The 21,453-nt window shown below is 66.9% G+C and carries 18 protein-coding genes; 9 read left to right on the plus strand and 9 right to left on the minus strand.

The genetic code is table 11. The features are described from left to right. Positions 1-9: 9 nt before the first annotated feature. From ABFG95_RS24550 to ABFG95_RS24580, 7 genes are all read right to left on the minus strand, one after another. Entirely contained in the window at positions 10-849 is an 840-nt protein-coding gene (locus ABFG95_RS24550) for an ABC transporter permease (RefSeq protein ID WP_006387977.1), read from the minus strand. Continuing rightward, on the minus strand, positions 846-1,853 hold the full coding sequence (locus tag ABFG95_RS24555) for an ABC transporter permease (RefSeq protein ID WP_175146909.1): 1,008 nt from the start codon (positions 1,851-1,853) through the stop codon (positions 846-848). The genes ABFG95_RS24550 and ABFG95_RS24555 overlap by 4 nt, the downstream gene beginning before the upstream one ends. Positions 1,854-1,946: 93 nt before the next feature. Next, positions 1,947-3,521, minus strand: a complete 1,575-nt coding sequence (locus ABFG95_RS24560; RefSeq protein WP_348994993.1) for an ABC transporter substrate-binding protein — start codon at positions 3,519-3,521, stop codon at positions 1,947-1,949. Positions 3,522-3,716: 195 nt separating this feature from the next. Beyond that, positions 3,717-5,216, minus strand: a complete 1,500-nt coding sequence (locus tag ABFG95_RS24565; RefSeq protein WP_054417965.1) for an aldehyde dehydrogenase — start codon at positions 5,214-5,216, stop codon at positions 3,717-3,719. A 15-nt stretch (positions 5,217-5,231) separates the two neighbouring features. Next, positions 5,232-6,479: a Zn-dependent hydrolase gene (locus tag ABFG95_RS24570; RefSeq protein ID WP_348996059.1), complete on the minus strand. Its 1,248-nt coding sequence runs from the start codon at positions 6,477-6,479 to the stop codon at positions 5,232-5,234. 12 nt (positions 6,480-6,491) lie between these two features. Beyond that, positions 6,492-8,207 carry a thiamine pyrophosphate-binding protein gene (locus ABFG95_RS24575; protein WP_348994994.1) on the minus strand — a complete coding sequence of 572 codons (1,716 nt, stop codon included), beginning with the start codon at positions 8,205-8,207 and terminating at the stop codon, positions 6,492-6,494. Between the two features lie 96 nt (positions 8,208-8,303). Beyond that, entirely contained in the window at positions 8,304-9,023 is a 720-nt protein-coding gene (locus ABFG95_RS24580) for a FadR/GntR family transcriptional regulator (protein WP_049075053.1), read from the minus strand. 313 nt (positions 9,024-9,336) lie between these two features. Here ABFG95_RS24580 and ABFG95_RS24585 point away from each other — a divergent pair, with 313 nt between their 5' ends. Beyond that, the gene (locus ABFG95_RS24585; RefSeq protein WP_348994995.1) at positions 9,337-10,806 is read left to right on the plus strand and encodes a glycosyltransferase family 39 protein; all 1,470 of its coding nucleotides are present in this window, start codon (positions 9,337-9,339) and stop codon (positions 10,804-10,806) included. A gap of 32 nt (positions 10,807-10,838) precedes the next feature. Here the strand turns inward: ABFG95_RS24585 and ABFG95_RS24590 are convergent, their stop codons facing one another. Next, complete coding sequence (locus ABFG95_RS24590) at positions 10,839-11,102, minus strand: hypothetical protein (protein ID WP_054417973.1); 264 nt, start codon at positions 11,100-11,102, stop codon at positions 10,839-10,841. A 300-nt stretch (positions 11,103-11,402) separates the two neighbouring features. Here ABFG95_RS24590 and hemN point away from each other — a divergent pair, with 300 nt between their 5' ends. Next, the gene (gene hemN, locus ABFG95_RS24595; RefSeq protein ID WP_238909675.1) at positions 11,403-12,827 is read left to right on the plus strand and encodes an oxygen-independent coproporphyrinogen III oxidase; all 1,425 of its coding nucleotides are present in this window, start codon (positions 11,403-11,405) and stop codon (positions 12,825-12,827) included. Positions 12,828-12,870: 43 nt separating this feature from the next. Here hemN and ABFG95_RS24600 read toward each other — a convergent pair whose 3' ends face one another. Continuing rightward, positions 12,871-13,602 carry a response regulator transcription factor gene (locus tag ABFG95_RS24600; RefSeq protein ID WP_054417975.1) on the minus strand — a complete coding sequence of 244 codons (732 nt, stop codon included), beginning with the start codon at positions 13,600-13,602 and terminating at the stop codon, positions 12,871-12,873. Positions 13,603-13,897: 295 nt separating this feature from the next. Here ABFG95_RS24600 and rfbD point away from each other — a divergent pair, with 295 nt between their 5' ends. The 7 genes from rfbD to ptsP all read left to right on the plus strand — a co-directional run bounded on the left by rfbD (position 13,898) and on the right by ptsP (position 21,427). Then, a complete protein-coding gene (rfbD, locus tag ABFG95_RS24605; RefSeq protein ID WP_312485664.1) occupies positions 13,898-14,812 on the plus strand; it encodes a dTDP-4-dehydrorhamnose reductase in 915 nt (304 codons plus the stop codon). Between the two features lie 327 nt (positions 14,813-15,139). After that, positions 15,140-17,092, plus strand: a complete 1,953-nt coding sequence (thrS, locus tag ABFG95_RS24610) for a threonine--tRNA ligase (RefSeq protein ID WP_175146904.1) — start codon at positions 15,140-15,142, stop codon at positions 17,090-17,092. A gap of 20 nt (positions 17,093-17,112) precedes the next feature. Continuing rightward, complete coding sequence (gene infC / locus ABFG95_RS24615; RefSeq protein WP_076410237.1) at positions 17,113-17,664, plus strand: translation initiation factor IF-3; 552 nt, start codon at positions 17,113-17,115, stop codon at positions 17,662-17,664. Between the two features lie 164 nt (positions 17,665-17,828). Continuing rightward, positions 17,829-18,809, plus strand: coding sequence for a glutathione synthase (gene gshB, locus ABFG95_RS24620; RefSeq protein ID WP_348994996.1), 981 nt, complete (start codon positions 17,829-17,831; stop codon positions 18,807-18,809). Positions 18,810-18,826: 17 nt separating this feature from the next. Further along, positions 18,827-19,228: a PTS mannose transporter subunit IIA gene (locus ABFG95_RS24625; protein WP_049075042.1), complete on the plus strand. Its 402-nt coding sequence runs from the start codon at positions 18,827-18,829 to the stop codon at positions 19,226-19,228. Positions 19,229-19,338: 110 nt separating this feature from the next. Continuing rightward, a complete protein-coding gene (locus tag ABFG95_RS24630; RefSeq protein WP_006387993.1) occupies positions 19,339-19,608 on the plus strand; it encodes an HPr family phosphocarrier protein in 270 nt (89 codons plus the stop codon). Between the two features lie 43 nt (positions 19,609-19,651). Next, on the plus strand, positions 19,652-21,427 hold the full coding sequence (gene ptsP, locus ABFG95_RS24635; RefSeq protein WP_263899394.1) for a phosphoenolpyruvate--protein phosphotransferase: 1,776 nt from the start codon (positions 19,652-19,654) through the stop codon (positions 21,425-21,427). Positions 21,428-21,453: the final 26 nt, after the last annotated feature.

The following is a 21,453-nucleotide window of genomic DNA, read 5'->3' on the forward strand; positions in this document are numbered from 1 at the left end:
GCCGGTCTCCTATTCGCCGCGCTTGCGCAGTTGCGGGTTGAGGGCGTCGTTCAGGCCTTCGCCGATCAGGTTGATGGCCAGCACGGTCAGCAGGATGGCCACGCCCGGCCACACGCTCATCCACCAGGCTTCGCGGATCATGGTGCGGGCCGCGCCGATCATGAAGCCCCAGCTCATCTCGTTGCGGTCGCCCAGTCCCAGGAAGGACAGCGACGATTCGGTCAGGATGGCGGTGGCCACCATGAACGAGGCCGAGACGATGATGGGCGACATGGCGTTCGGCAGGATCTGCGTGCCGACGATGCGCGCCGGGGTCTGGCCGATGACAATGGCGGCCTGCACGAATTCGCGCTGCTTGAGCGTCATGAACTCGGACCGTACCAGCCGCGCCGCCGGCGGCCAGGACACCACCGCGATCGCGCCCATGATGGAATACATCGAGGGCCCGAGAATCGCCACCAGCACCACCGCCATCGCCAGTTGCGGGATGGTCTGGAAGAACTCGGTAAAGCGCATCAGCGCGTCATCGACGCGGCCGCCGCAGTAGCCGGCGATGGCGCCCACGACGATGCCGAACACCAAGGCCACGGCGGTCGACAACAGGCCCACCATCAGCGAGACCCGCGCGCCCCACACCAGGCCGGCGGTGATGTCGCGGCCCAGCATGTCGGTGCCGAACGGGTAGGCGGCGTCGGTGAAGGGCGGAATCAGCGGATCGGCCACCATCATCCAGGGCGAATCCTCGTACAGCAGCGGCGCGGCCAGGGCCACGATGACCACGGCCAGCACGATGGCCAGTCCGGCCACCGCGCCGTAGTTGCGCATATAGCGTCGGGCGAATTGCTTCATGCCGCGGCTCCTTGTTGCGCGCCCGCGCTGATGCGCGGATCGATCAGGCGGTACAGCACGTCGGTCAACAGGTTGAACACCACCACCATGATCGAGGTCACCAGGAAAATGCCCAGCAGCAGCTGGTAGTCGCGTTGCAGCAGCGCGTCGAACATCAGCCGGCCGATGCCGGGCCAGGCGAACACGGTCTCGGTCAGCACCGCGCCGCCGGCCATCTGGCCGAGCTGGATGCCGGCGAAGGTGATCACCGGCAAGAGCGCGTTGCGCAGCACGTGGGCGCGGATCACGCGGCCGGGGCTGACGCCCTTGGCGCGCGCCGTCTTGACGAAGTCCATGCCGATCACCTCCAGCATCGAGGCGCGCGTCAGGCGCACGTACACCGCCATGAAGAAGCAGCCCAGCGTCACCGTCGGCAGGATCAGGTGCTGCGCGATGTCGGCGGCGCGGGCCCAGCCGGTCAGGCCGGCGCCCACGGTTTCCATGCCGAAGGCCGGCAGCCAGCCCAGCACCACCGAGAACAGCAGGATGCCCATCAGCGACAGCCAGAACAGCGGCGTGGCATACAGCAGCAGGGCGCCGGTCATGACCGAGCTGTCGATCCAGCGGCGCTTGTTGCGGTAGCGCGCCTTGGCCGCGATCACGCCTAGCAGCACGCCCAGCACGATCGAGAAGACGAAGGCGCACGACATCAGCAGAAAGGTGGCGGGCAGGCGTTCGACGATCAGGTCCAGTACCGGCACGTGGTTGCGGTAGGAAAAGCCCAGGTCGAGCTGGACCACGCCCTTCAGATACAGGAACAACTGCGTCAGCACCGGCTTGTCCAGCCCGAATGCGACGCGCAGTTGCTCGACGTAGGCGGCATCGCCCGCGCCGGCCTGGCCGGCCAGCACGGCGGCAGGGTCGCCGGGCGCCAGGCGGATCAGGAAGAAATTGATGATGACCACGCCCAGCACGACCACCAGGGCCTTGCCGATGCGCGAAACCAGGAAAGACAGGAATTTCATGCTCTGGGTCCTCCGTGGACGGGCGCGGACGTCCGTCGCGCGGCCGGGCGCCGCAAGCGAGCCGGGGTTGGCTGCGCTTGCGGCTTGCGGCGCTTACTTCTCGATGTAGACGTCGTCGAACGACTCGTTCAGGCCGATAGCCGTCTTGACCAGGTTCTTGACGTTGGCGCGATACAGCGTGGGGAACTCCATGTCCACCAGGAAGCCGTTGGCGACGTCATTGACCAGTGTGGTCTGCAGCTGCGTGTAGAGCGCCTGGCGCTTGGCCGGGTCGACCTCGGACGCGGCGGCTTCCCACTGCTTGTCGGTCTCGGGGTTGCTGTAGCCCTGCACGTTGGCGAACGGCGATCCCTTGACGATGTTCGACGAGATGTACAGGCGCTGCACGCCCAGCGCCGGGTCGCCGTACTGGTAGGTGAAGTTGGTGGTCAGGTCGAAGTCCCAGTTGCCGGTGCGGCTGGCCCAGCCGCCGGCGTCGGTCGATTCCAGGTTGACCTTGAAGCCCAACTGCTCCAGGGCCTGCTTGGTGTATTCGCCCAGGCGGTCCCAGGTCGAACCGTACGGGAAGCTCAGCTGGCGGATGGTGTAGTCGCCGGGCTTGATGCCCGATTCCTTGATCAGCGCGCGCGCCTTCTTCATGTCGAAGGGCATCGGCGGCATGTTCTTGTCATAGAACATCTCGGTGGTCACGAACGGGCTGGTCGAGACCTTGCCCAGGCCGAAGAAGATGTTGTTGACCACCATGTTGCGGTTGATCGCGGCCATCACCGCCTGGCGCACCTTCAGGTTGTCGAAGGGCGGCTTGCGCATGTTGAAGATCAGGTAGGCCTGGGGCGAGAACATCTCCCAGCCGGCGGTGGTGTATTCGACCTTGGGCAGGGCGCGCAGGCGCTTGATGTCGACGTTGTCGACATCGCCGCCGCGCAGTACGTCGACGCTGCCGCGCTCGAACGCCACCGCGCGCGAGGCCGCGTCGGGGATCACGTTGAACACCAGCTCATCCAGGTAGGGCTTGCCGGGTTTCCAGTAATCGGGGTTGCGCGCCAGCTTGATGTATTCGCCGCGCTTCCATTCCTTGAACATGAACGGGCCCGTGCCGATCGGTTTCTGGTTGGCCGGGTTGGTCATGTAGTCGGTGCCGGCATAGATGTGCTTGGGCATCATCGGCGCGAAGCCGGGTTCGAACATCAGCATGAAGGCCGGGAACGGCGACTTCAGCTTGATGACCACCGTCTTCGGGTCGGTGGCCTGCACCGAATCGACGAACTTGTTCAGGATCACGCGGGCCCGCGCATGGGTCTTGGGCAGCATGTCCGACAGCGTGAAGACCACGTCGTCGGCGGTGAACGGCTTGCCGTCGTGCCACTTGACGTTGTCCTGCAGGTGGAAGGTGTAGGTCAGGCCGTCGCTTGAGGACTCCCACGACTTGGCCAGGCCCGGTTGCGGCTTGAGGTCGGTGGTGTAGGTCAGCAGGCTTTCATAGATCTTGCCGGCGACGAACTGGGTGGGACCCTGCTGGTTGATGGCCGTGACGATCACGGGCGGCTCGGGCTGGACGATCATGTTGAGCGTGCCGCCCTTGGTCTGGGCCAGCGCCTGCGTGGCGGGCAAGGCGGCCGCCAGGATCAGGGCGCCGATGCTGAGGGAGAACCAAGTCTTCGATTTCACTGCGAGCCTCCGGGCTGGAAGAGGGTTATCAGGTGGCCGCGCGTCACGCGGCATGTGCCGGCTATGACAAGCAAACCTCGTGCCACCTGTTTCTCGGGGAACTGCGGGGTGGAGCTGCTACAACAATGCTGCGTATGGGTGCAGAGACGGCGCCGCGCACCAATGCGGCGATAGACGAGGTGCACGGCGGCCGCGCTATTGGGTGATGTCGATCCAGGTGGTTTTCAGGTCGCTGTACTTGTCCAGCGCGTGCAGCGATTTGTCGCGGCCGAAGCCCGATTGCTTGACGCCGCCGAACGGGACCGTGATGTCGCCATCGGCATAGCAATTGACCCACACCAGGCCAGCGCGCAGGCGGCGCGACAGGCGATGCGCGCGGCCCAGGTTGGCGGTCCACAGGCCGGCGCCCAGGCCGTACGAGGAATCGTTGGCCAATGCGATGGCTTCGTCTTCCGTGTGGAAGCGCTGCGCCGCCAGCACCGGGCCGAAGATCTCCTCGCGGATCAACGCGCTGGAGGCGTCGGCGCAATCGAAGATGGTGGGCTCGATGTAGAAGCCGCCGCTGTCCGTGTGCAACTGGCGTCCGCCGATGCGCAGCGTCGCGCCCTCGGCCTGGCCGGCCGCGATGCGCGCCATGACCGAGCGCGTCTGGCGTTCGTCAACCATGGCGCCCAGCGCCGTGGCCGGATCCAGCGGATTGCCCGGCCGCATCTCGGCGGCATGCCTGGCCACCTTCTCCATGAAGGTGTCGTAGATGGCGTCGTGCACGTACAGGCGCGAGCCGGCGATACACACTTCGCCCTGGTTCGAGAAGATCGCCAGCGCGGCGATCAGCGCGGCGCGGTCCAGGTCGGGGCAGTCCTCGAAGACGATATGGGGCGACTTGCCGCCGCATTCGAGCCACACGCGCTTCAGATTCGATTCGCCCGAATAGCTCATGAAGCGCTTGCCGGTGGCGGTGGAACCGGTGAATGCCACGCAGTCCACGTCCGGATGCAGGCCCAGCGCGCTGCCGGCGACCGGACCGGTGCCGGGCACCACGTTGAACACGCCGGCGGGAATGCCGGCCTGCTCGGCCAGCGCCGCCAGCCGCAATGCGCTCAACGACGACTGCTCGGCCGGCTTGAGGATCACGCTGTTGCCGGCGGCCAGTGCCGGCGCGACCTTCCAGGCCGCCATCAGCAGCGGATAGTTCCACGGCACCACGGCGGCCACCACGCCGAGCGGTTCGCGCGTGACCGTGGCCAGGGCATTGCCGCCCGTCGGCGCGATCTCGTCGTAGCGCTTGTCGATGGCCTCGCCATACCAGGCGTAGCAATGCGCGGTCTCGGGCAGGTCGAAGGCCAGCGCGTCACGGATCGGCTTGCCCATGTCCAGGGTCTCGATCAGTGCCAGCTCCTCGCTGTGCTCGGTGATGAGCTGCGCCAGCCGCACCAGGCGCGTCTTGCGCTCGCGCGGCGCCAGGCCGGACCAGACGCCGGCTTCGAAGGCGCGGCGGGCGGCCGCCACGGCGCGGTCGACGTCGGCCTGGCCGCAGGCGGCCACGTCGGCCAGCTTGCGGCCGTCGATCGGGCTGGTGGCCGCGAAGGTGGCGCCGTCGGCGGCGTCGGCGTAGGCGCCATCGATGTAGGCCTGGCCGCGCAGCGTCAGCGCGTCGGCGCGGGCTTGCCAGTAGTCGAGGGTATGCAGGGTCATGACGAGGTCCTCGGTTCAGCGCGCGGCGTTGGCGCGGGCCACCATGGCGTCCAGCAGCACGTTGCAGCCGGCTTCCAGGTGCGCGGGCTGCGCGTCTTCGATTTCGTTGTGGCTGATGCCGTCCTTGCACGGCACGAAGATCATGGCGGTGGGCGCCACCGCCGCCATGTAGACGGCGTCGTGGCCCGCGCCGGTGACGATGTCCATGGCCGGCAGGCCGCGACGCGCGGCGCCCTGGCGCACCTTCTCCACCAGATCGGGATCGAACGGGGTGGGGCGGAAGTACTGCACGTCCTTCACGTCCACCTGCACGCCGTGTTTCTCGGCGATCTCGCGGCAGGCGTCGCGCCACAGCTGGTCCATGCGCGTGAGCGTGGCCTCGTCCTCATGGCGCAGGTCGGTGGTGAAGCGCACCTGGCCCGGGATCACGTTGCGCGAGCCGGGGTGGGCATGGATCTCGCCCACCGTGCCGCGCCCGTGCGGCTGGTGCGCGTTGGCGATGTTGACCACGGCCTGCAGCAGATAGCTGGCGGCGAACAGCGCGTCGCGGCGGATGCCCATGGGCGTGGGGCCCGCGTGCATTTCCATGCCGGTCACGGTGACGTCGTACCAGCGCAGGCCGAGCGAGCCGGTCACCGCGCCGATCACTTTCTCTTCGTGTTCGAGGATCGGGCCTTGTTCAATGTGGGCCTCGAAATAGGCATCCACCGGACGGCCGCCGACCGGCTCCGTGCCGGCGTAGCCGATGGCCCGCAGTTCGTCACGCACCGCCAGGCCCTTGGCGTCGCGCGCGCTCAGCGCCGTCTCCAGCGAGAACTTGCCGGCGAACACGCCCGAGCCCATCATCACCGGCACGAAGCGCGAACCTTCCTCGTTGGTCCAGATGGCCAGCTCCAGCGGCGCCTCTGTCTGCACGCCGGCATCGTTCAGCGTGCGCATCACTTCCAGCCCGGCCAGCACGCCGAAGCAGCCGTCGAACTTGCCGCCGGTGGGCTGCGTGTCGATGTGGCTGCCGGTCATCACCGGGGGCAGCGCGTTGTTGCGGCCGGCGCGGCGCGCGAAGATATTGCCCACCTGGTCCACGCGGATCGTCAGGCCGGCATCGCGCATCCAGCCGGTGACCAGATCGCGGCCCTGGCCGTCGAGCGCGGTCAGGGCGAGGCGGCAGTTGCCGCCCTTGGGCGTGGCGCCGATCTCGGCCAGATCCATCAGGGATTGCCAGAGCCGGTTGCCGTTGACGGACAGGGATGAAGTCATGGTGATCCTCGTTCGGTGTTAGTGGGTGGAGGCGGCGGCCTGGCGCGCCAGCGCGGCCTCGCGGATGGCGGTGAGCGTCTGGCCGGGGGCGATGCCGTCGGCGTCGTAGCGGATTTCCAGCAGCGCGGGCCGGCGTTCGCGCTCGGCGTAGGCCAGCGCGCGGTCGAATGCCGCGGCGAAGTCCTCGGTGCGTTCGACCGCCTCGCCGTAGCCGCCATAGCCGCGCACGATCTGGGTGAAATCGGGATTGTCGAAATCCAGCGCGATCGGACGGCCCGGGAATTCGCGCTCCTGATGCGCGCGGATCGTGCCCCACATGCCGTTGTTGAACACCAGCACCACGATGCCCAGCCGGTACTGCTGGGCCACGCCCAGTTCCTGCAGGTTCATCTGGAAGCACCCGTCGCCGGCGTAGCAGACCACGGTCTTGTCCGGGTGCTCCAGCTTGGCGGACACGGCCGCCGGCAGCCCGTAGCCCATTGACCCCACGGTCGGCGCCAGGCTGGTGCCCGGGCCGGTGAACTGGCGATAGCGGTGCGGATACAGCGCGTAGTTACCCGCGCCCACCGTGATGCAGGCGTCCGGCGCCAGGCGTTGGTTGACCAGCGCGGCCACGGCGTCCAGGCCCAGCGGGCCGGGTGACGGCAACGGTTCGAGCGAATCCAGGTATTCGGCGTGGGCCGCGCGCACCGCGGCGCCGCGCGGCGTGGCGTGGGCCGGTTGCAGCGTGGCCAGCGCCTGCGCGAAGCCGGCGACGCTGGCGACGATCGCCTGCGTCGGCGCGTAGACGCGGCCCAGCTCCTGCGGGTCCGGATAGACATGGATCAGCGCCTGGCGCGGCAAGGGGCTCTCGACGAGTTGATAGCCCTCGGTGGTGGCTTCGCCCAGGCGCGTGCCGACCGCGAGGATCAGGTCGGCCGTCCTGATGCGGGCGCGCAACGCCTCGGTCATGCCCCAGCCCATCTGGCCGGCGGCATTGGGATGGCGCTGGTCGAAGCACTCGAGCCGGCGCCAGGCGGTCGCCACCGGCAATTCGAAGCGTTCGGCGAAGGCGGCGATCTGCTGGATCGCGTCCGGATTCCAACCGCTGCCGCCCAGTACCATGACCGGCCGTTCGGCCTGGTCGAGCAACTGGCGCATGCGTTCCAGGTCGGGCTGGCCGGGGCTGGCGACGACGCGCGGGTAGCGCGGCATGTCGGCCACCGTCGCCGTGCCCCACAGCGTGTCTTCCGGCAGGGCCAGCACCACCGGGCCGGGGCGGCCGCTGGTGGCGGTGGCGTAGGCGCGCGCCACGAATTCCGGAATGCGGTCGGTGCGATCGATCTGCGCCACCCATTTGGCCATCTGGCCGAACATGCGCCGGTAGTCGATTTCCTGGAAGGCCTCGCGTTCGTAGAAGTCGTTGCCGACCTGGCCGACGAACAGGATCATCGGCGTCGAATCCTGGAACGCGGTGTGCACGCCGATGCTGGCATTGGTGGCGCCCGGGCCGCGGGTGACGAAGCACACGCCGGGCTCGCCGGTCAGCTTGCCATGGGCCTCGGCCATGTAGGCGGCGCCGCTTTCCTGGCGGCACACCACCGGCTCGATGGCGCCGCGGTGCTCATTGAGCGCGTCGATGCAGGGCAGGTAACTCTCGCCGGGGATCATGAAGATCCGGCGCGTGCCGTGGATGCGCAGTTGCTGCATCAGGATCTGGCCGCCATTGCGCGGCAGGGGGGGGACAACCGTCATGCAAACACTCCCGGAATGGGCGCCCCGCGCCGGGCGCGGGCTTGGGGTTCGTGGCAAGAGGCAGGCGTTGCCGCCGGCGCGGTGGCGAAGCGGGGCCTAGATATCGGGCCGGATGCTTCCATCGTCATCGCCGAAATCTTCCCGCAGGCGGGCGAGAATGCCGATCAGGTGCGCGTGCATGGCATGGCGCGCGCGGATCGGATCCCGCGCCAGGATGGCGGTCAGGATGCGCTGGTGCTCGGCGTGGGCGACCGCCCACACCTTGGTGTTGACGAAGTAGTCCTGCATGCGGCTGAACACCGGGCTCGCCAGGCTCAGGTTCCATAGATGGGCCACGGAAGCCGCCAGCGCCGCGTTGCCGCAAGCGGCTGCGATGGCGCTGTGAAATTCACGGTCGTGCCAGCCCGGCGATTCGGTCAGCGACATGGCGTCGTGGGCCGCGCGGATCGCGGCGATCTGCGCCGGCGTGCCTTGCTGCGCGGCCAGCGCGGCGCACTCGGGTTCGATCAGCATGCGCGCTTCGAGCAGGTCGAAGGGGCCGATGTCGTCCTGGGCGGCCGCCGGGGCGGGGGCCGCCTCGCGGGTTGCGGTCACGAATACGCCGGTGCCCACGCGCACTTCCACATAGCCTTCGATTTCCAGGGCGATCAGGGCTTCCCGGATCGAGGCCCGGCTGACCTGCAGTTGCTCGGCCAGCTCCCGTTCGGACGGCAGCCGCCCGCCGCGCGGGAAATCGCCCGCGCGGATGCGTCCGGCAATCTGGTCGGCAATCATGCGATAGAGGCGGGTGACGGCAACGGCTTGGAAGGTGTTCATCGTGGCACTGCGAAATTTTGGTCTGGTGGTCAGGCCACCAATATAGGTAGGTTGCCCTTGAAATAAAAGTAAAAAACGCACGATAGAGGGAAAACGATCAGAGGGATTTCCCGTCTTCCTATCTGGTGGTCAGGCCAGTTGGCGTATGCCCTCTCGCGCCCGCGCTTTACAGTTTTCGAACAAATGGCGAACAAATCCCGCGCCGTTGTGACGTCACCCGACCCCGATAATCGCTGCGCCTCGCGTCGAGGCCGACAGGGCGGGGCATTGCGTACGCCGACATTGGGAGAGTGGCGTGCAAGGGAGTGGCAACATGGCGTGGGCGCCGAAGCCCTGGCGAGTCGGCATCGGCATGGCGCTGTTTGCCCTGGCGTGGCTGTGGTTGTCGGATCGGGCCGTGCTGGCGCCGCCCACCGACAACATCGAACAGCTGATCTGGGTGCGCAGCCTGGAATGGGGCTACTACAAACATCCGCCGCTGCCGACCTGGCTGCTCTGGCCCGTCGTGCAGGTGCTGGGCTGGAGCGCCTGGGTTACCTACCTCCTCGGGGCGCTCTGCACCCTGGGGGCGTTTGCGCTGATGTGGAACATGCTGCGCGGCATGCGTGGCGAGGCCTATGCCGCGACCGCCGCGCTGGCCGGCCTGTGCATCACGTTCTACAACGGCCGCCTGTATTTCTATAACCACGAGATCGTCCTGATCCCGCTGGTGGCAGGGTGCGCGGCGGCCTGCTGGAAAGCCTATGCCAGCCGCAAGATCGGCTGGTGGATCGTGCTGGGCGTTTGCCTGGGGCTGGGGGCGCTGGCCAAGTACCAGATCGCCGTCGCGGGCCTGGCGGTGCTGGTGTTCTGGTGCGGCCGCAAGGCCTGGCGCGATCCCATGCACCTGTTCGGTTTGCAGGTGGCGGGGCTGACCGCGCTGGCGGTGTTCGCGCCGCACATGGTCTGGCTGGTCAACCACGATTTCGAGCCGCTGCGCTATGCGATGTCGTCGTCGCTGGCCGCTGGCCTGCCGTGGGGCGCGCGGGGCTACGAAGTGGCGCGCTGGTGGGGCGATCAACTGCTGAACCGCGCTTTGCCCGCCTGGGCCTTCCTGGCGTCGCTCTGGCTGTTCACCCGCCGCCAGCGGCGGGCGCCTGCCGTCTCCGCGGCCGCCGCGCCGGTCCGGGACGATGCGGCGCGCGCGCTGCTGTTGTCCTTCGGACTGGTGCCGCTGCTGTTCGTCAGCGCCATGGCGCTGATCTCGGGCTCGCACATCCAGTTGCATTGGGGCACGCCATTCCTGCTGTTCATCGTGCCGGCGGCGATGGAGCTGGCGCGCGGGCCCTGGCGCGCGCCGTTTGCGCCGCGCCGCGCCCTGGCGGTGTTTCTCGTCATCCAGTCGCTGCTGATGTTGCGGGTGGAACTCACCGCGCCGAATGGCGCCGGCCTGTGGCGGCGCGCGACCGATTGGCGCTATTTCGACGCGAAAGGGCTGGCCTCGGTGCTGCATGGGCCCGCCGTCGCGGCGCTGGGCGGGCCGGTCCGGGTCGTGTCAGGCCCGTGGGAAGAGTCAGGCGCGCTGGCGTTATGGCTGCCGGAAAGACCCGTGGTGCTGATCGACGGCCAGGCTCGCTTCAGCCCCTGGGTCGGCGCCGGCCTGGTGGCCGAGCGCGGTGCCCTGGAATTGCGCAGGGCCAAAACCCCGCCGCACGGCTTTCAGGCCGTCGGGCCGGATTTCCCTTTGCTGTATTGGCGCGTGTCGCGCCCTGCCGCGGCGCGCGCCGGTGTCGCCGCGGAGTGATGCCGCGCGTTGGGCGTGGGCCTGGCCAGCCCTCAGGCCCCGCTATCCGGTTCCGGCGTCTGGGTAAAGGCGCGCACCAGGCGAGCGATGCCGTCCAGTTCGTCGTGCGCGCCGCTCACCCATTCGGGTTTATCGAAGGGGCTGTCCGCGGGGGCATCGTCCAGATTGGCCTTCAGGTCGCCCAGCAATTCCAGCGCCATGTCGGTGGCCTGCGGGCTGCCGCGGGTGGAAAGGGCGATGGCGATCGCCAGCGCCTGGCGCAGCGCGAGCAGGCGGCCGTCGAGTTCGGTGTCCACGGGGAATGTCCTTGTAATGGAGGAATCCCGCCATTTTACGGGCGCCGGCGTCCCCCGCTCCTGGCTGGAGCGCGACGTCGCGCGGCAGGACCGCCCGCCGCGGGGGGCGCCCATCCCCGTATCGCCCGCCGCCGCATTCGCCCTGGCCGGCTTTGCTGCGCGGTGGCGGGAGGAGCCAGGCTAGAAGCAAGCGCCTCGTGCGCGCGCGAGGTTCTCGCGGGTTGCGCCTTCGTTGCTGCGGGATGCCGCGTTTGCGCAAGATCAAGGCGGGTAGGGCGGCGCGGGCGAATAATTCGAGGTATGCAAGCCGCCCTACGCCCAGCCCCCGCCGAACCCCCGGCCGCCGCCGAACCTTTCTTTCCGCCGCAGCTGCTGGCTCGCCTGGACAAGAACGGACCCCGCTACACCTCCTATCCCACGGCCGACCGCTATAGCGGCGATTTCGACGCCGAGCAATATCGGCAGGCCCTGCGCCAGCGGCGCGCTTCCTGTACCACGGAGCCTCTGTCGCTCTACGTACATATCCCGTTCTGCGATTCGGTCTGCTATTACTGCGCCTGTAATAAGGTCGTGACCCGCCATCACGACCGCGCCGCCCGCTACCTCGATGCGCTGGCGCGCGAAATCGCGCTGCACGTGGCCGAACTGGGGCAGGGCGTGCCGGTATCGCAACTGCATTTCGGTGGCGGCACCCCGACCTTCCTGTCCGACGAGGAGCTCGACCGCCTCATGGCGGATCTGCGCGACGCCTTCCGTTTCGAACCCGACGCCGAGATTTCCATCGAAGTGGATCCGCGTACCGCCACGCCGCAGCGCCTCGAAAAGCTGCGCAAGCTGGGCTTCAATCGTCTCAGTTTCGGTGTGCAGGATTTCGACGCGCGGGTACAGGTGGCGGTCCATCGCGTACAGTCCTTCGAAGAGGTCCGCGACCTGATGCAAAGCGCCCGGGCGCTCGGCTACGCCTCGGTCAACGTCGACCTGATCTACGGCTTGCCTCTGCAGACCACGGAATCGTTCGCGCGCACCATCGCCCAGGTCAGCGCACTGCGGCCCGACCGCATCGCGCTCTATGCCTACGCCCACCTGCCGGAACGCTTCAAGCCGCAACGTCGCATCGATGTGGCGGACCTGCCGGACCGCGCCACCCGGGTCGGCCTGCTCAGCGCCGCCATCGAAGGCTTTCTGAAGCAGGGCTACACCTACATTGGCATGGATCATTTCGCGCTGAACACCGACGCCCTGGCCATCGCCAAGCAGCGCGGGGAACTGCATCGCAATTTCCAGGGCTACAGCACCCAGCCCGACCGCGACCTGGTCGCGCTGGGGGTGTCGGCCATCGGTCGCATCGGCGATACCTACAGCCAGAACGCCAAGGACCTGGACGCCTACTACGCCGCCATCGAGTCCGGCCGTTTCGCGGTCGAGCGCGGACTGGCGCTCAGCGCCGACGATCTGGCGCGGCGTGACGTCATCATGGACATCATGTGCCAGGGCAAGGTGGACTTCGCCCGCGTCGAGGCGCGCCATGGCTTGCGGTTTGGTGATTATTTCGGGCCGGAGTTGTCGCAGGCGGCCAACCTGGCCGAGCTGGGTCTGGTCAACCTGCGCGCGGGCGAGCTGCGGGTCACCGGCTTGGGTTGGTATTTCGTCAGGGCCGTTGCCATGACGTTCGATGGCTATTTGCGCACGGTCAGCACCGGCGCCAGCTACTCGCGCATCATCTGACGGGCGCCGGCCGCCCCGCGGGCAGCCGGTGCGCGCGTGTGGGCTACTCGGCGAATTTCTCGCGCAGGAACAGGGCAAGCGCCAGGTCGTCGGACAACTGCAGCTTGCGCATGGCGCGACGCTTGTGGGTGCTGACGGTCTTTTTGCTGCGTTTCAGGCGCGTGGCGATCTGGGTGACCGACAGTCCCTGGCTGATGTGGCGCAGGACCTCGACTTCGGAGGTGGTCAGCAACGCATGGGGCGGGCGCGGCGACAGCGGGCGGATCTTGCCGTCCTGCACCGACAGGAAGGGATCCTTCTTGCTGAGGACGCCGTGGATCATCTCGGGCAGCAGCAGCATGCCCCATTGCTTGGCCAGGTAGCCGTTGGCGCCGGCGCGGTAGGCCGCGTACTGGGTTTCCTGGCGGTTGCCGGCCGAAAAGGTGATGATGGCCAGGTTCGGGTGGTAGCGCCGCAAGCGGCGCAGGTAGTTGACGCCGTCCCAGGGTTCCTGGGGCAGATAGAAGTCGATCAGGGCGACGTCGCAGGGCATGCTGGCGAGCTTGTCGAGCAACCGGCTGGCCGAGGTCTCCTGGTGGATGACGCGGAAGCCGGGGCGGGCGTCGAGGTAGGCGCCCAGGCCGAGCGCCACGACGGGGTGGTCGTCGAGGATCGCCACCCGGATGACGGGAGGCGGCCGCGACAGCAGCAGGTGCTTGCGGGAATTGGGGCGGTCACCTGCATCGTGGGAGCGCGGTTCGGTAGAAGCGGCATCCGGCGCTGAGGCAGTATTCATCAGGACTCCACAGAATGGACGGGAAAACGTCGGTAAAGAGGGTGTGCGCCCGAAGGCAGCTGGGACTGCACACTCGCGTAACCAGTCCGAAATTCGAGTGTGAAGCTTATGGTCTTACGGCTCAGCCCTGGCGAAAACTAAACACGAATAAGACAAAACTACATTTGTGATACCGTGATGCGACGTTAGTCCCGGCCACGTCGCACGTTGCATGGCAGGGATAAAATCAATTGCATGTCCCGGGACGGCATGTCGCCGGCCCGAGGCACGAGACAGGCAAGGCGGCGGACAGCACATGTCCAAGAAGATTCTGGTGATAGGCAGGGATGGCCAATTGGGCTTCGAGTTGCGGCGCAGCCTTGCGCCGCTGGGCGCCGTGGTCGCGGTCGGACGCGGCGAGTGCGACCTGACTTATCCGCTGCAGATCGCGCGGCTGGTGCGGCGCGAAAAGCCGGACATCATCGTGAACGCGGCAGCCTATACCGCCGTCGAGCGCGCCGAAGAGGACACGGTGCGCGCCATGCGCGTCAATGCGGAAGCCGCGGGCGAACTGGCGGCGCTGGCGGCCGACCGCGGCGCGCTCATCGTCCACTACTCGTCTGACTACGTGTTCGACGGCGCCAAGGCCGGCGCCTACGACGAGCAGGATGCGCCGGCGCCGCTGAACGCCTATGGCCGCAGCAAGCTGGCCGGCGAGCAGGCGGTGCGCGCCCTGAACCCGGCGCATCTGGTGTTCCGTACCTCGTGGGTCTACGGGGTGTTCGGCAACAGCTTCCTGAAGACCATGCTGATGGCGTTGCGCCAGCCGGAGGCGTTGCGGGTGGTGAGTGACCAGCGCGGCGCGCCGACCGGCGCCGCCTATATTGCCGATGCCACCGCGCTGGTGCTGGCGCGCTACCTGGCGCTGCCGGCCGACTCGCACTTCCCCTTCGGCCTGTACCACCTGGCGGCCACCGGCAATGCCAGTTGGCACGAGTACGCTTGTTTCATCGCGCAGCAGGCGCGCCGCGCCGGCCTGGCGGTGACGCTGACGCCGGGTGACATCCGGGCGGTGCCGTCCGACCAATATCCCACCACGGCGCGCCGCCCCGCCAATTCGCGGCTCGATTGCCGGCTGCTGGCGCGCACCTTCGGCATCCGCGCGCCGCATTGGGAGGAGGGCGTGACCCACGCCCTGGCCGCGATCGCCGACAGCCGCAACCTGGCATGAACGCCGGGGCCAAGCGCCGTTCCTGTCGCGTAAATGTCACGAAATGGGCGCAAAGGGTGCTACAATCGGCAACGATAAGCACTGCCAGCCATGGGTTGGCGGCGCGGCACTTACCCCCCTGAAGGCCCAGGCACCATGTCTTTCCCGCTGGCACGAACTACGACCCGGAACTTTCGCCCTATGTCGCGTTAGTTTTTCGTGCGTCGGGTTTCACCGTGTCAGGTCAGCGGTAAGACTCAGCAAGACAACCAAATGAACGCGGCTACCAGCCGCGTTTGTCGTTTCTGAATTTCGTATTTTTCCCAAGAACCCCAGGAAGCACTCCCGATGGTACAGATCACATTGCCCGATGGTTCGCAGCGCCAATACCCGGGGCCGGTCACGGTCGCCGAAGTGGCGCAATCGATCGGCGCGGGATTGGCCAAAGCCGCCTTGGGCGGCCGCGTGACCTTTGACGGCGCCGACTCCACGCTGGTCGACACCAGCTACCGCATCGAGGGCGACGCCCGCCTGGCCATCGTGACCGCCAAGGACGCCGACGGCCTGGACATGATCCGCCATTCCACGGCCCACTTGCTGGCCTACGCCGTCAAGGAGCTGTTCCCGGACGCGCAGGTCACCATCGGCCCCGTGATCGACAACGGCTTCTACTACGACTTCTCGTACAAGCGCCCCTTCACGCCCGAAGACCTGACGGCCATCGAGAAGAAGATGGCCGAACTGGCCAAGAAAGACGAAGTGGTGACGCGCGAAGTCTGGTCGCGCGACGACGCCGTCGAGTTCTTCAAGGGCATTGGCGAGAAGTACAAGGCCGAGATCATCGCCTCGATCCCTTCGAACGAGCCGCTCAGTCTGTACCGCGAAGGCGATTTCATCGACCTGTGCCGCGGCCCGCACGTGCCGTCCACGGGCAAGCTGAAGGTCTTCAAGCTGATGAAAGTGGCCGGCGCCTATTGGCGCGGCGACAGCAAGAACGAGATGCTCCAGCGCATCTACGGCACGGCCTGGGCCACCAAGGAAGAACAGGAAGCCTACCTGCACATGCTGGAAGAGGCCGAGCGCCGCGACCACCGCAAGATCGGCCGCGAACTCGACCTGTTCCACTTCCAGGACGAAGCGCCGGGTCTGATTTTCTGGCATCCCAAGGGCTGGGCCCTGTGGCAGCAGGTGGAGCAGTACATGCGCTCCGTCTATCGCGACAACGGCTACCAGGAAGTGAAGGCGCCGCAGATCCTCGACATCTCGCTCTGGAAGAAGACGGGCCACTGGGACAACTACCGTGAAAACATGTTCACGACGGAGTCCGAGAACCGCGTCTATGGCCTCAAGCCCATGAACTGCCCGGGCCACGTGCAGATCTTCAACGCCGGCCTGCACTCGTACCGCGAACTGCCGTTGCGCTACGGTGAATTCGGCCAGTGCCACCGCAACGAACCGTCCGGCTCGCTGCACGGCATGATGCGCGTGCGCGGTTTCACGCAGGACGACGGCCACATCTTCTGTACCGAAGAACAGTTGCAGGACGAATGCGCCGACTTCACGGCCCTGCTGCAGAAGGTCTACCGCGACTTCGGCTTCACCGAAGTGCTCTACAAGGTCGCCACGCGTCCGGAAAAGCGCATCGGCTCGGACGAGGTCTGGGACACGGCCGAACAGGCCCTGATGGAAAGCCTGCGCCGCACCGGCTGCGAATTCGAGATCTCCCCGGGAGAGGGCGCGTTCTATGGCCCGAAGGTCGAATACACGCTGAAGGACGCCATCGGCCGCCACTGGCAGTGCGGCACGATCCAGGTCGACTTCTCCATGCCCGTGCGCCTGGGCGCCGAGTACGTGGACCAGAACGACCAGCGCCGTCCGCCCGTGATGCTGCACCGCGCCATCCTGGGTTCGCTCGAGCGTTTCATCGGCATGCTGATCGAAAACCACGCCGGCGCGATGCCGCCCTGGCTGGCGCCGGTGCAGGCCGTGGTGTGCTGCATTTCCGAACCTTCGGCCGATTATGCGGCTGAAATCACGCAAAGCCTGAAAAAACAAGGCTTTAGAGTAGAGTCCGATTTGCGCGGTGAAAAAATCACTCGTAAAATTCGGGAGCACAGCCTGCAGAAGGTGCCGTACATCCTCGTCGTCGGCGACAAGGAGAAGCAAAACGGTACCGTCGCCGTACGCGGATTGGGCGGTCTGGACCTCGGCGCCATCGCGTTCGACGACTTCGTCGCCCGCCTGTCCGAAGACGTATCCACCCGCCGCGACGTCAATCAACCCGATGGCAGCGCTGCTTAACATTTCTAGGAGCTTTCAACATCGCCACTGAAAAAGCCAATCGCATCAACGGTGAAATCCGCGTCCCCGAGGTGCGCCTGATAGGTCTGGACGGAGAACAGCTGGGCATCGTCAAGATTGCCGACGCGTTCCGTCTTTCCGAGCAAAACGACGTGGATCTGGTGGAAATCGCGCCGAACGCCGAGCCGCCGGTCTGCCGTTTGATGGACTACGGTAAGTTCAAGTACCAAGAGCAGAAGCGTCAGGCCGAAGCTCGTTCGAAGCAAAAGGTCATCCAGGTCAAGGAAGTCAAATTCCGTCCGGCCACCGACGAGGGCGACTACCAGGTCAAGCTGCGCAACCTGCGCCGCTTCCTCGAGGAAGGCGACAAGGCCAAGGTGACGCTGCGGTTCCGTGGCCGTGAAATGGCTCACCAGGAACTGGGCATGCGGGTACTTGAGCGTGTGCGCGACGATCTGCTGGAATTGGCCCAGGTCGAAGCCATGCCGAAGCTCGAAGGCCGTCAGATGGTCATGGTGCTTGCGCCCAAGAAGAAGGCTGCCCCCGCGGGCAAGCCGGAATCGGCGGCATAAGGCTCCTGCCGGCCTTCCCGTCCGGGAAGGCCTGGCCGCTCCTGCCCCGCGACCCGCCGTCCAGCCCATGTTCGGCGGGTTCGCTTATTGGGCGGCTCTGCGCTACGATGTCATAGATAGCCGCCTTCCCGAAAGGGAAGGCGGTGTACGTTCGGGGTGTCGCGATGCATGTTTTGTTCGTTTTGGATCCCTTGCCGCTCTTGAAGGCGTACAAGGACAGTTCTGTCGCCATGATGCGTGCCCTGGTGGCGCGCGGCCATACGCTCAGCGTGGCCATGCAGGGCGACCTGTACATCGAGACCGGCACGGTCAAGGCCGTCACCACGCCGATCGAGCTGGTGGCAGACGCCGACCTGCACGGCCATGACTGGTGGCGCGAATCGGCACAGCAGGACCTGCCGCTGGCCGATTTCGGCGCGGTGGTGATGCGCAAAGACCCGCCTTTCGACATGGAATACGTGTATTCCACCCACCTGCTCGAATACGCCCAGGCGCAGGGCGCCAAGGTGTTCAACAGTGGCGCGGCGATCCGCAACCATCCCGAAAAGCTGGCCATCACCGAGATCAGCGAGTTCACCGCGCCGACGCTGGTGACGCGCAACATGGCGCGCCTGAAAGTCTTCCACGACACGCACCACGACGTCATCGCCAAGCCGCTGGACGGCATGGGCGGCACCGGCGTGTTCCGCCTGCAGCCCAAGGACCCGAACCTCAACGCCATCCTGGAAACGCTCACCGACAACGGCGCGCGCACCATCATGGCGCAGCGTTACATTCCCGAGATCGTCAAGGGCGACAAGCGCATCCTGCTGATCGGCGGCGAGCCGGTGCCGTATTCGCTGGCGCGCATTCCGCTGGCCGGCGAAACCCGCGGCAACCTGGCCGCCGGCGGCCGGGGCGTGGCGCAGCCGCTGTCGCCGCGCGACCGCGAGATCGCCGAGGCCGTCGCGCCCAAGCTGGCCGCGCGCGGCCTGCTGCTGGTCGGCCTGGACGTCATCGGCGACTACGTCACCGAGGTCAATGTCACCAGCCCCACCTGTTTCGTGGAAATCGCCGAGCAGACCGGTTTCGACGTCGCCGGCATGTTCGTCCAGGCGCTCGAAAAAGCGGTGGCGGCCGGCGCCTCGGCACCGGCTGCGGCCTGATTTTCCTGGATCCAGTCATGACCACGGGTATTGTCATCGTCGTGCACGCGCCCCTGGGCGCGGCCATGCGCGAATGCGCCAGCCACGTCATGGGCAACCTCGACGGCATGCTGGCGATTCACGACATCCAGCCCGAGGATCGGCCCGACGACCTGGCGCCCGCGGTGCTCAAGGACATCCTCGAGCAGGACCATGGCGGCGGGGTACTGGTGCTGACCGACCTGATCGGCGCCACCCCTGCCAATATCTCGAAGCGGGCCGTGGCTGACGCCCAGGCGCAGGGCATCCAGTGTTGTGTGCTGGCCGGCCTGAATACCCCCATGTTGCTGCGCGCGCTGACCTACCGCGGTCTCTCGCTGGCCGAGACGCGCGAGAAAGCGCTGGCGGGCGGGGTGCAAGGGGTATTGCGGGTAGACTGACGGGCAGGAACTTGTCCTATTATTTCGGCTAATATTTCAAGCCGACGAGCGCTTGGACAATTTGCTGCAATCACCAACTGCGGTGTGATGCCGCGGTCACCATAATTCCTATGCCTAATACAGACATTGTCATCAGCAATAAACTGGGTTTGCATGCGCGGGCGGCCGCCAAGTTGACGCAACTGGCCAGCAAGTTCTCCAGCGAGATCTTCATTTCGCGGGGCGCGCAACGCGTGAATGCCAAAAGCATCATGGGCGTCATGATGCTGGCCGCCGGGCTGGGCGTAACGGTCAAGCTGGAGGCGTCAGGCAGCGATGCCGAGCAGGCGCTCTCTGAAATTGAAACTCTGTTCGACAGCAAATTCGGTGAACAGGAATAGCAGCGCTTCCGAATCCGCCGGCCCGGACGTCGTCCGGGCCGGCATGTCCGCGGCTGATGCCGCGGCTCAGACGCATGACGGGGCTGGCTCTGCCAGCCCCGTTATTTGTTTGTACGGTAAGGGCGTGGCCCGCGGCTACGCCATCGGCCGCGCGGTGGTCATGGGCGCGGCGGCGCTGGAAGTCGCGCACTACCGTATCGCGCCCGAGGACGTGCCGGCCGAGAGCAGCCGCCTGACCGAGGCGCTGGCCTCGGCGCAGCAGGAACTGCGGCTGCTGGCCGACACCCTGCCGGCCGACGCGCCGCGCGAGCTGGGCGCCATGTTGAACGTGCACAGCCTGCTGCTTGGCGACCCGCTGCTGGCCGAGCAGACGCTGGCGCTGATCGCCGAGCGCCACTACAACGCCGAATGGGCGCTGACCACGCAGGGCCAGATTCTGGGCCAGCAGTTCGACGCCATGGAAGACGAGTACCTGCGCGAGCGCGGCGCCGATGTGCGCCAGGTGATCGAGCGGGTGCTGCACGTGCTGTCGGGCACCTCGGCCATCCTGCCGGACATGTCGCACATGGGCGGCGACGAGGCGCTGGTGGTGGTGGCGCACGACATCTCGCCGGCCGACATGCTGCGCCTGCGCGGCGGGCGCTTCGCCGCTTTCGTCACCGACCTGGGCGGGCCGACCTCGCACACCGCCATCGTGGCGCGCAGCATGGGCGTGCCGGCCGTGGTGGCCATGGGCAACGTGCGTGAGCTGGTGCGCGATGGCGACATGCTGATCATCGACGGCGCCGCCGGCGCCGTGGTGGTCAATCCGTCGGAACGCATCCTGCAGGAATACCGCCGCCGCCAGGCCGCCTACGCCGACGAGCGCGCCGAACTCAGCTTGCTGCGCGATGAGCCGTCGGTCACTCTCGATGGCATCGACATCGTGTTGCACGCCAACATCGAGCTGCCTGAAGAAGCCGCGCTGGCCTTGGCCGCCGGAGCGCACGGCATCGGCCTGTTCCGCAGCGAATTCCTGTTCATGGGACGTCCGGATCTGCCGGGCGAGGAAGAGCAGTACGAGGCCTATTCGTCCGTCGTGAAAGTGATGGCGGGCCGTCCCGTTACCATCCGCACGCTCGACATCGGCTCGGACAAGACGCTGGACGGCGAAGCCACGGTGGCCACCAATCCGGCGCTGGGGCAGCGCGCCATCCGTTACTGCCTGGCGCGTCCGGAGATGTTCGCGACGCAGCTGCGCGCCATCCTGAGGGCCTCGGCCCACGGGCCGGTGCGGTTGTTGATCCCGATGATCGCCCACATGCACGAGGTGGTGGCGACGCGGGCCGCCATCGAGTCGGCCCGGCGCGAGCTGGATGCGCGCGGCCAGGCCTACGCGGCGCACATGGAAGTGGGCGCCATGGTCGAGGTGCCGGCCATCGCCATCGCCATCGAACCCTTCGCGCAGGCGCTGGATTTCCTGTCGATCGGCACCAACGACCTGATCCAGTACACGCTGGCCATCGACCGCGGCGATCACGACGTGGCGTCGCTCTACGATCCGCTGCATCCGGCGGTGCTGCGGCTGGTGGCCCACACCATCAATGCCGGCGAGCGAGCCGGCAAGCCGGTTGCGGTATGCGGCGAAATGGCTGGCGATTCGCGCATGACGCGGTTGCTGCTGGGGCTCGGCCTGACCGAGTTTTCCATGCATCCACAGCAACTGCTGGACGTGAAACGGGAAGTGCGCCGGGCGCACACCAATGCGCTGCGCGTGAAGGTGGCCAGCGCCTTGAACCGGGCCTTGCCGGTGGATCTGGATACGCTCGATCTGGCCTGAGGGCCGCTGACGCCGGGGCATTGCCC

This window comes from Achromobacter sp. HNDS-1 (assembly GCF_040084795.1).
Lineage (GTDB): Bacteria > Pseudomonadota > Gammaproteobacteria > Burkholderiales > Burkholderiaceae_B > Achromobacter > Achromobacter ruhlandii.

Coding starts and splice junctions, on each gene's coding strand:
- gshB (WP_348994996.1), top strand. CDS start 17,829: ATGCATGTTTTGTTCGTTTTGGATCCCTTGCCGCTCTTGAAGGCGTAC.
- hemN (WP_238909675.1), top strand. CDS start 11,403: ATGCAAGCCGCCCTACGCCCAGCCCCCGCCGAACCCCCGGCCGCCGCC.
- ABFG95_RS24565 (WP_054417965.1), bottom strand. CDS start 5,216: ATGACCCTGCATACCCTCGACTACTGGCAAGCCCGCGCCGACGCGCTG.
- ABFG95_RS24600 (WP_054417975.1), bottom strand. CDS start 13,602: ATGAATACTGCCTCAGCGCCGGATGCCGCTTCTACCGAACCGCGCTCC.
- ABFG95_RS24585 (WP_348994995.1), top strand. CDS start 9,337: ATGGCGTGGGCGCCGAAGCCCTGGCGAGTCGGCATCGGCATGGCGCTG.
- ABFG95_RS24625 (WP_049075042.1), top strand. CDS start 18,827: ATGACCACGGGTATTGTCATCGTCGTGCACGCGCCCCTGGGCGCGGCC.
- ptsP (WP_263899394.1), top strand. CDS start 19,652: ATGTCCGCGGCTGATGCCGCGGCTCAGACGCATGACGGGGCTGGCTCT.
- thrS (WP_175146904.1), top strand. CDS start 15,140: ATGGTACAGATCACATTGCCCGATGGTTCGCAGCGCCAATACCCGGGG.
- ABFG95_RS24575 (WP_348994994.1), bottom strand. CDS start 8,207: ATGACGGTTGTCCCCCCCCTGCCGCGCAATGGCGGCCAGATCCTGATG.
- ABFG95_RS24550 (WP_006387977.1), bottom strand. CDS start 849: ATGAAGCAATTCGCCCGACGCTATATGCGCAACTACGGCGCGGTGGCC.
- ABFG95_RS24630 (WP_006387993.1), top strand. CDS start 19,339: ATGCCTAATACAGACATTGTCATCAGCAATAAACTGGGTTTGCATGCG.
- rfbD (WP_312485664.1), top strand. CDS start 13,898: ATGTCCAAGAAGATTCTGGTGATAGGCAGGGATGGCCAATTGGGCTTC.
- ABFG95_RS24580 (WP_049075053.1), bottom strand. CDS start 9,023: ATGAACACCTTCCAAGCCGTTGCCGTCACCCGCCTCTATCGCATGATT.
- ABFG95_RS24555 (WP_175146909.1), bottom strand. CDS start 1,853: ATGAAATTCCTGTCTTTCCTGGTTTCGCGCATCGGCAAGGCCCTGGTG.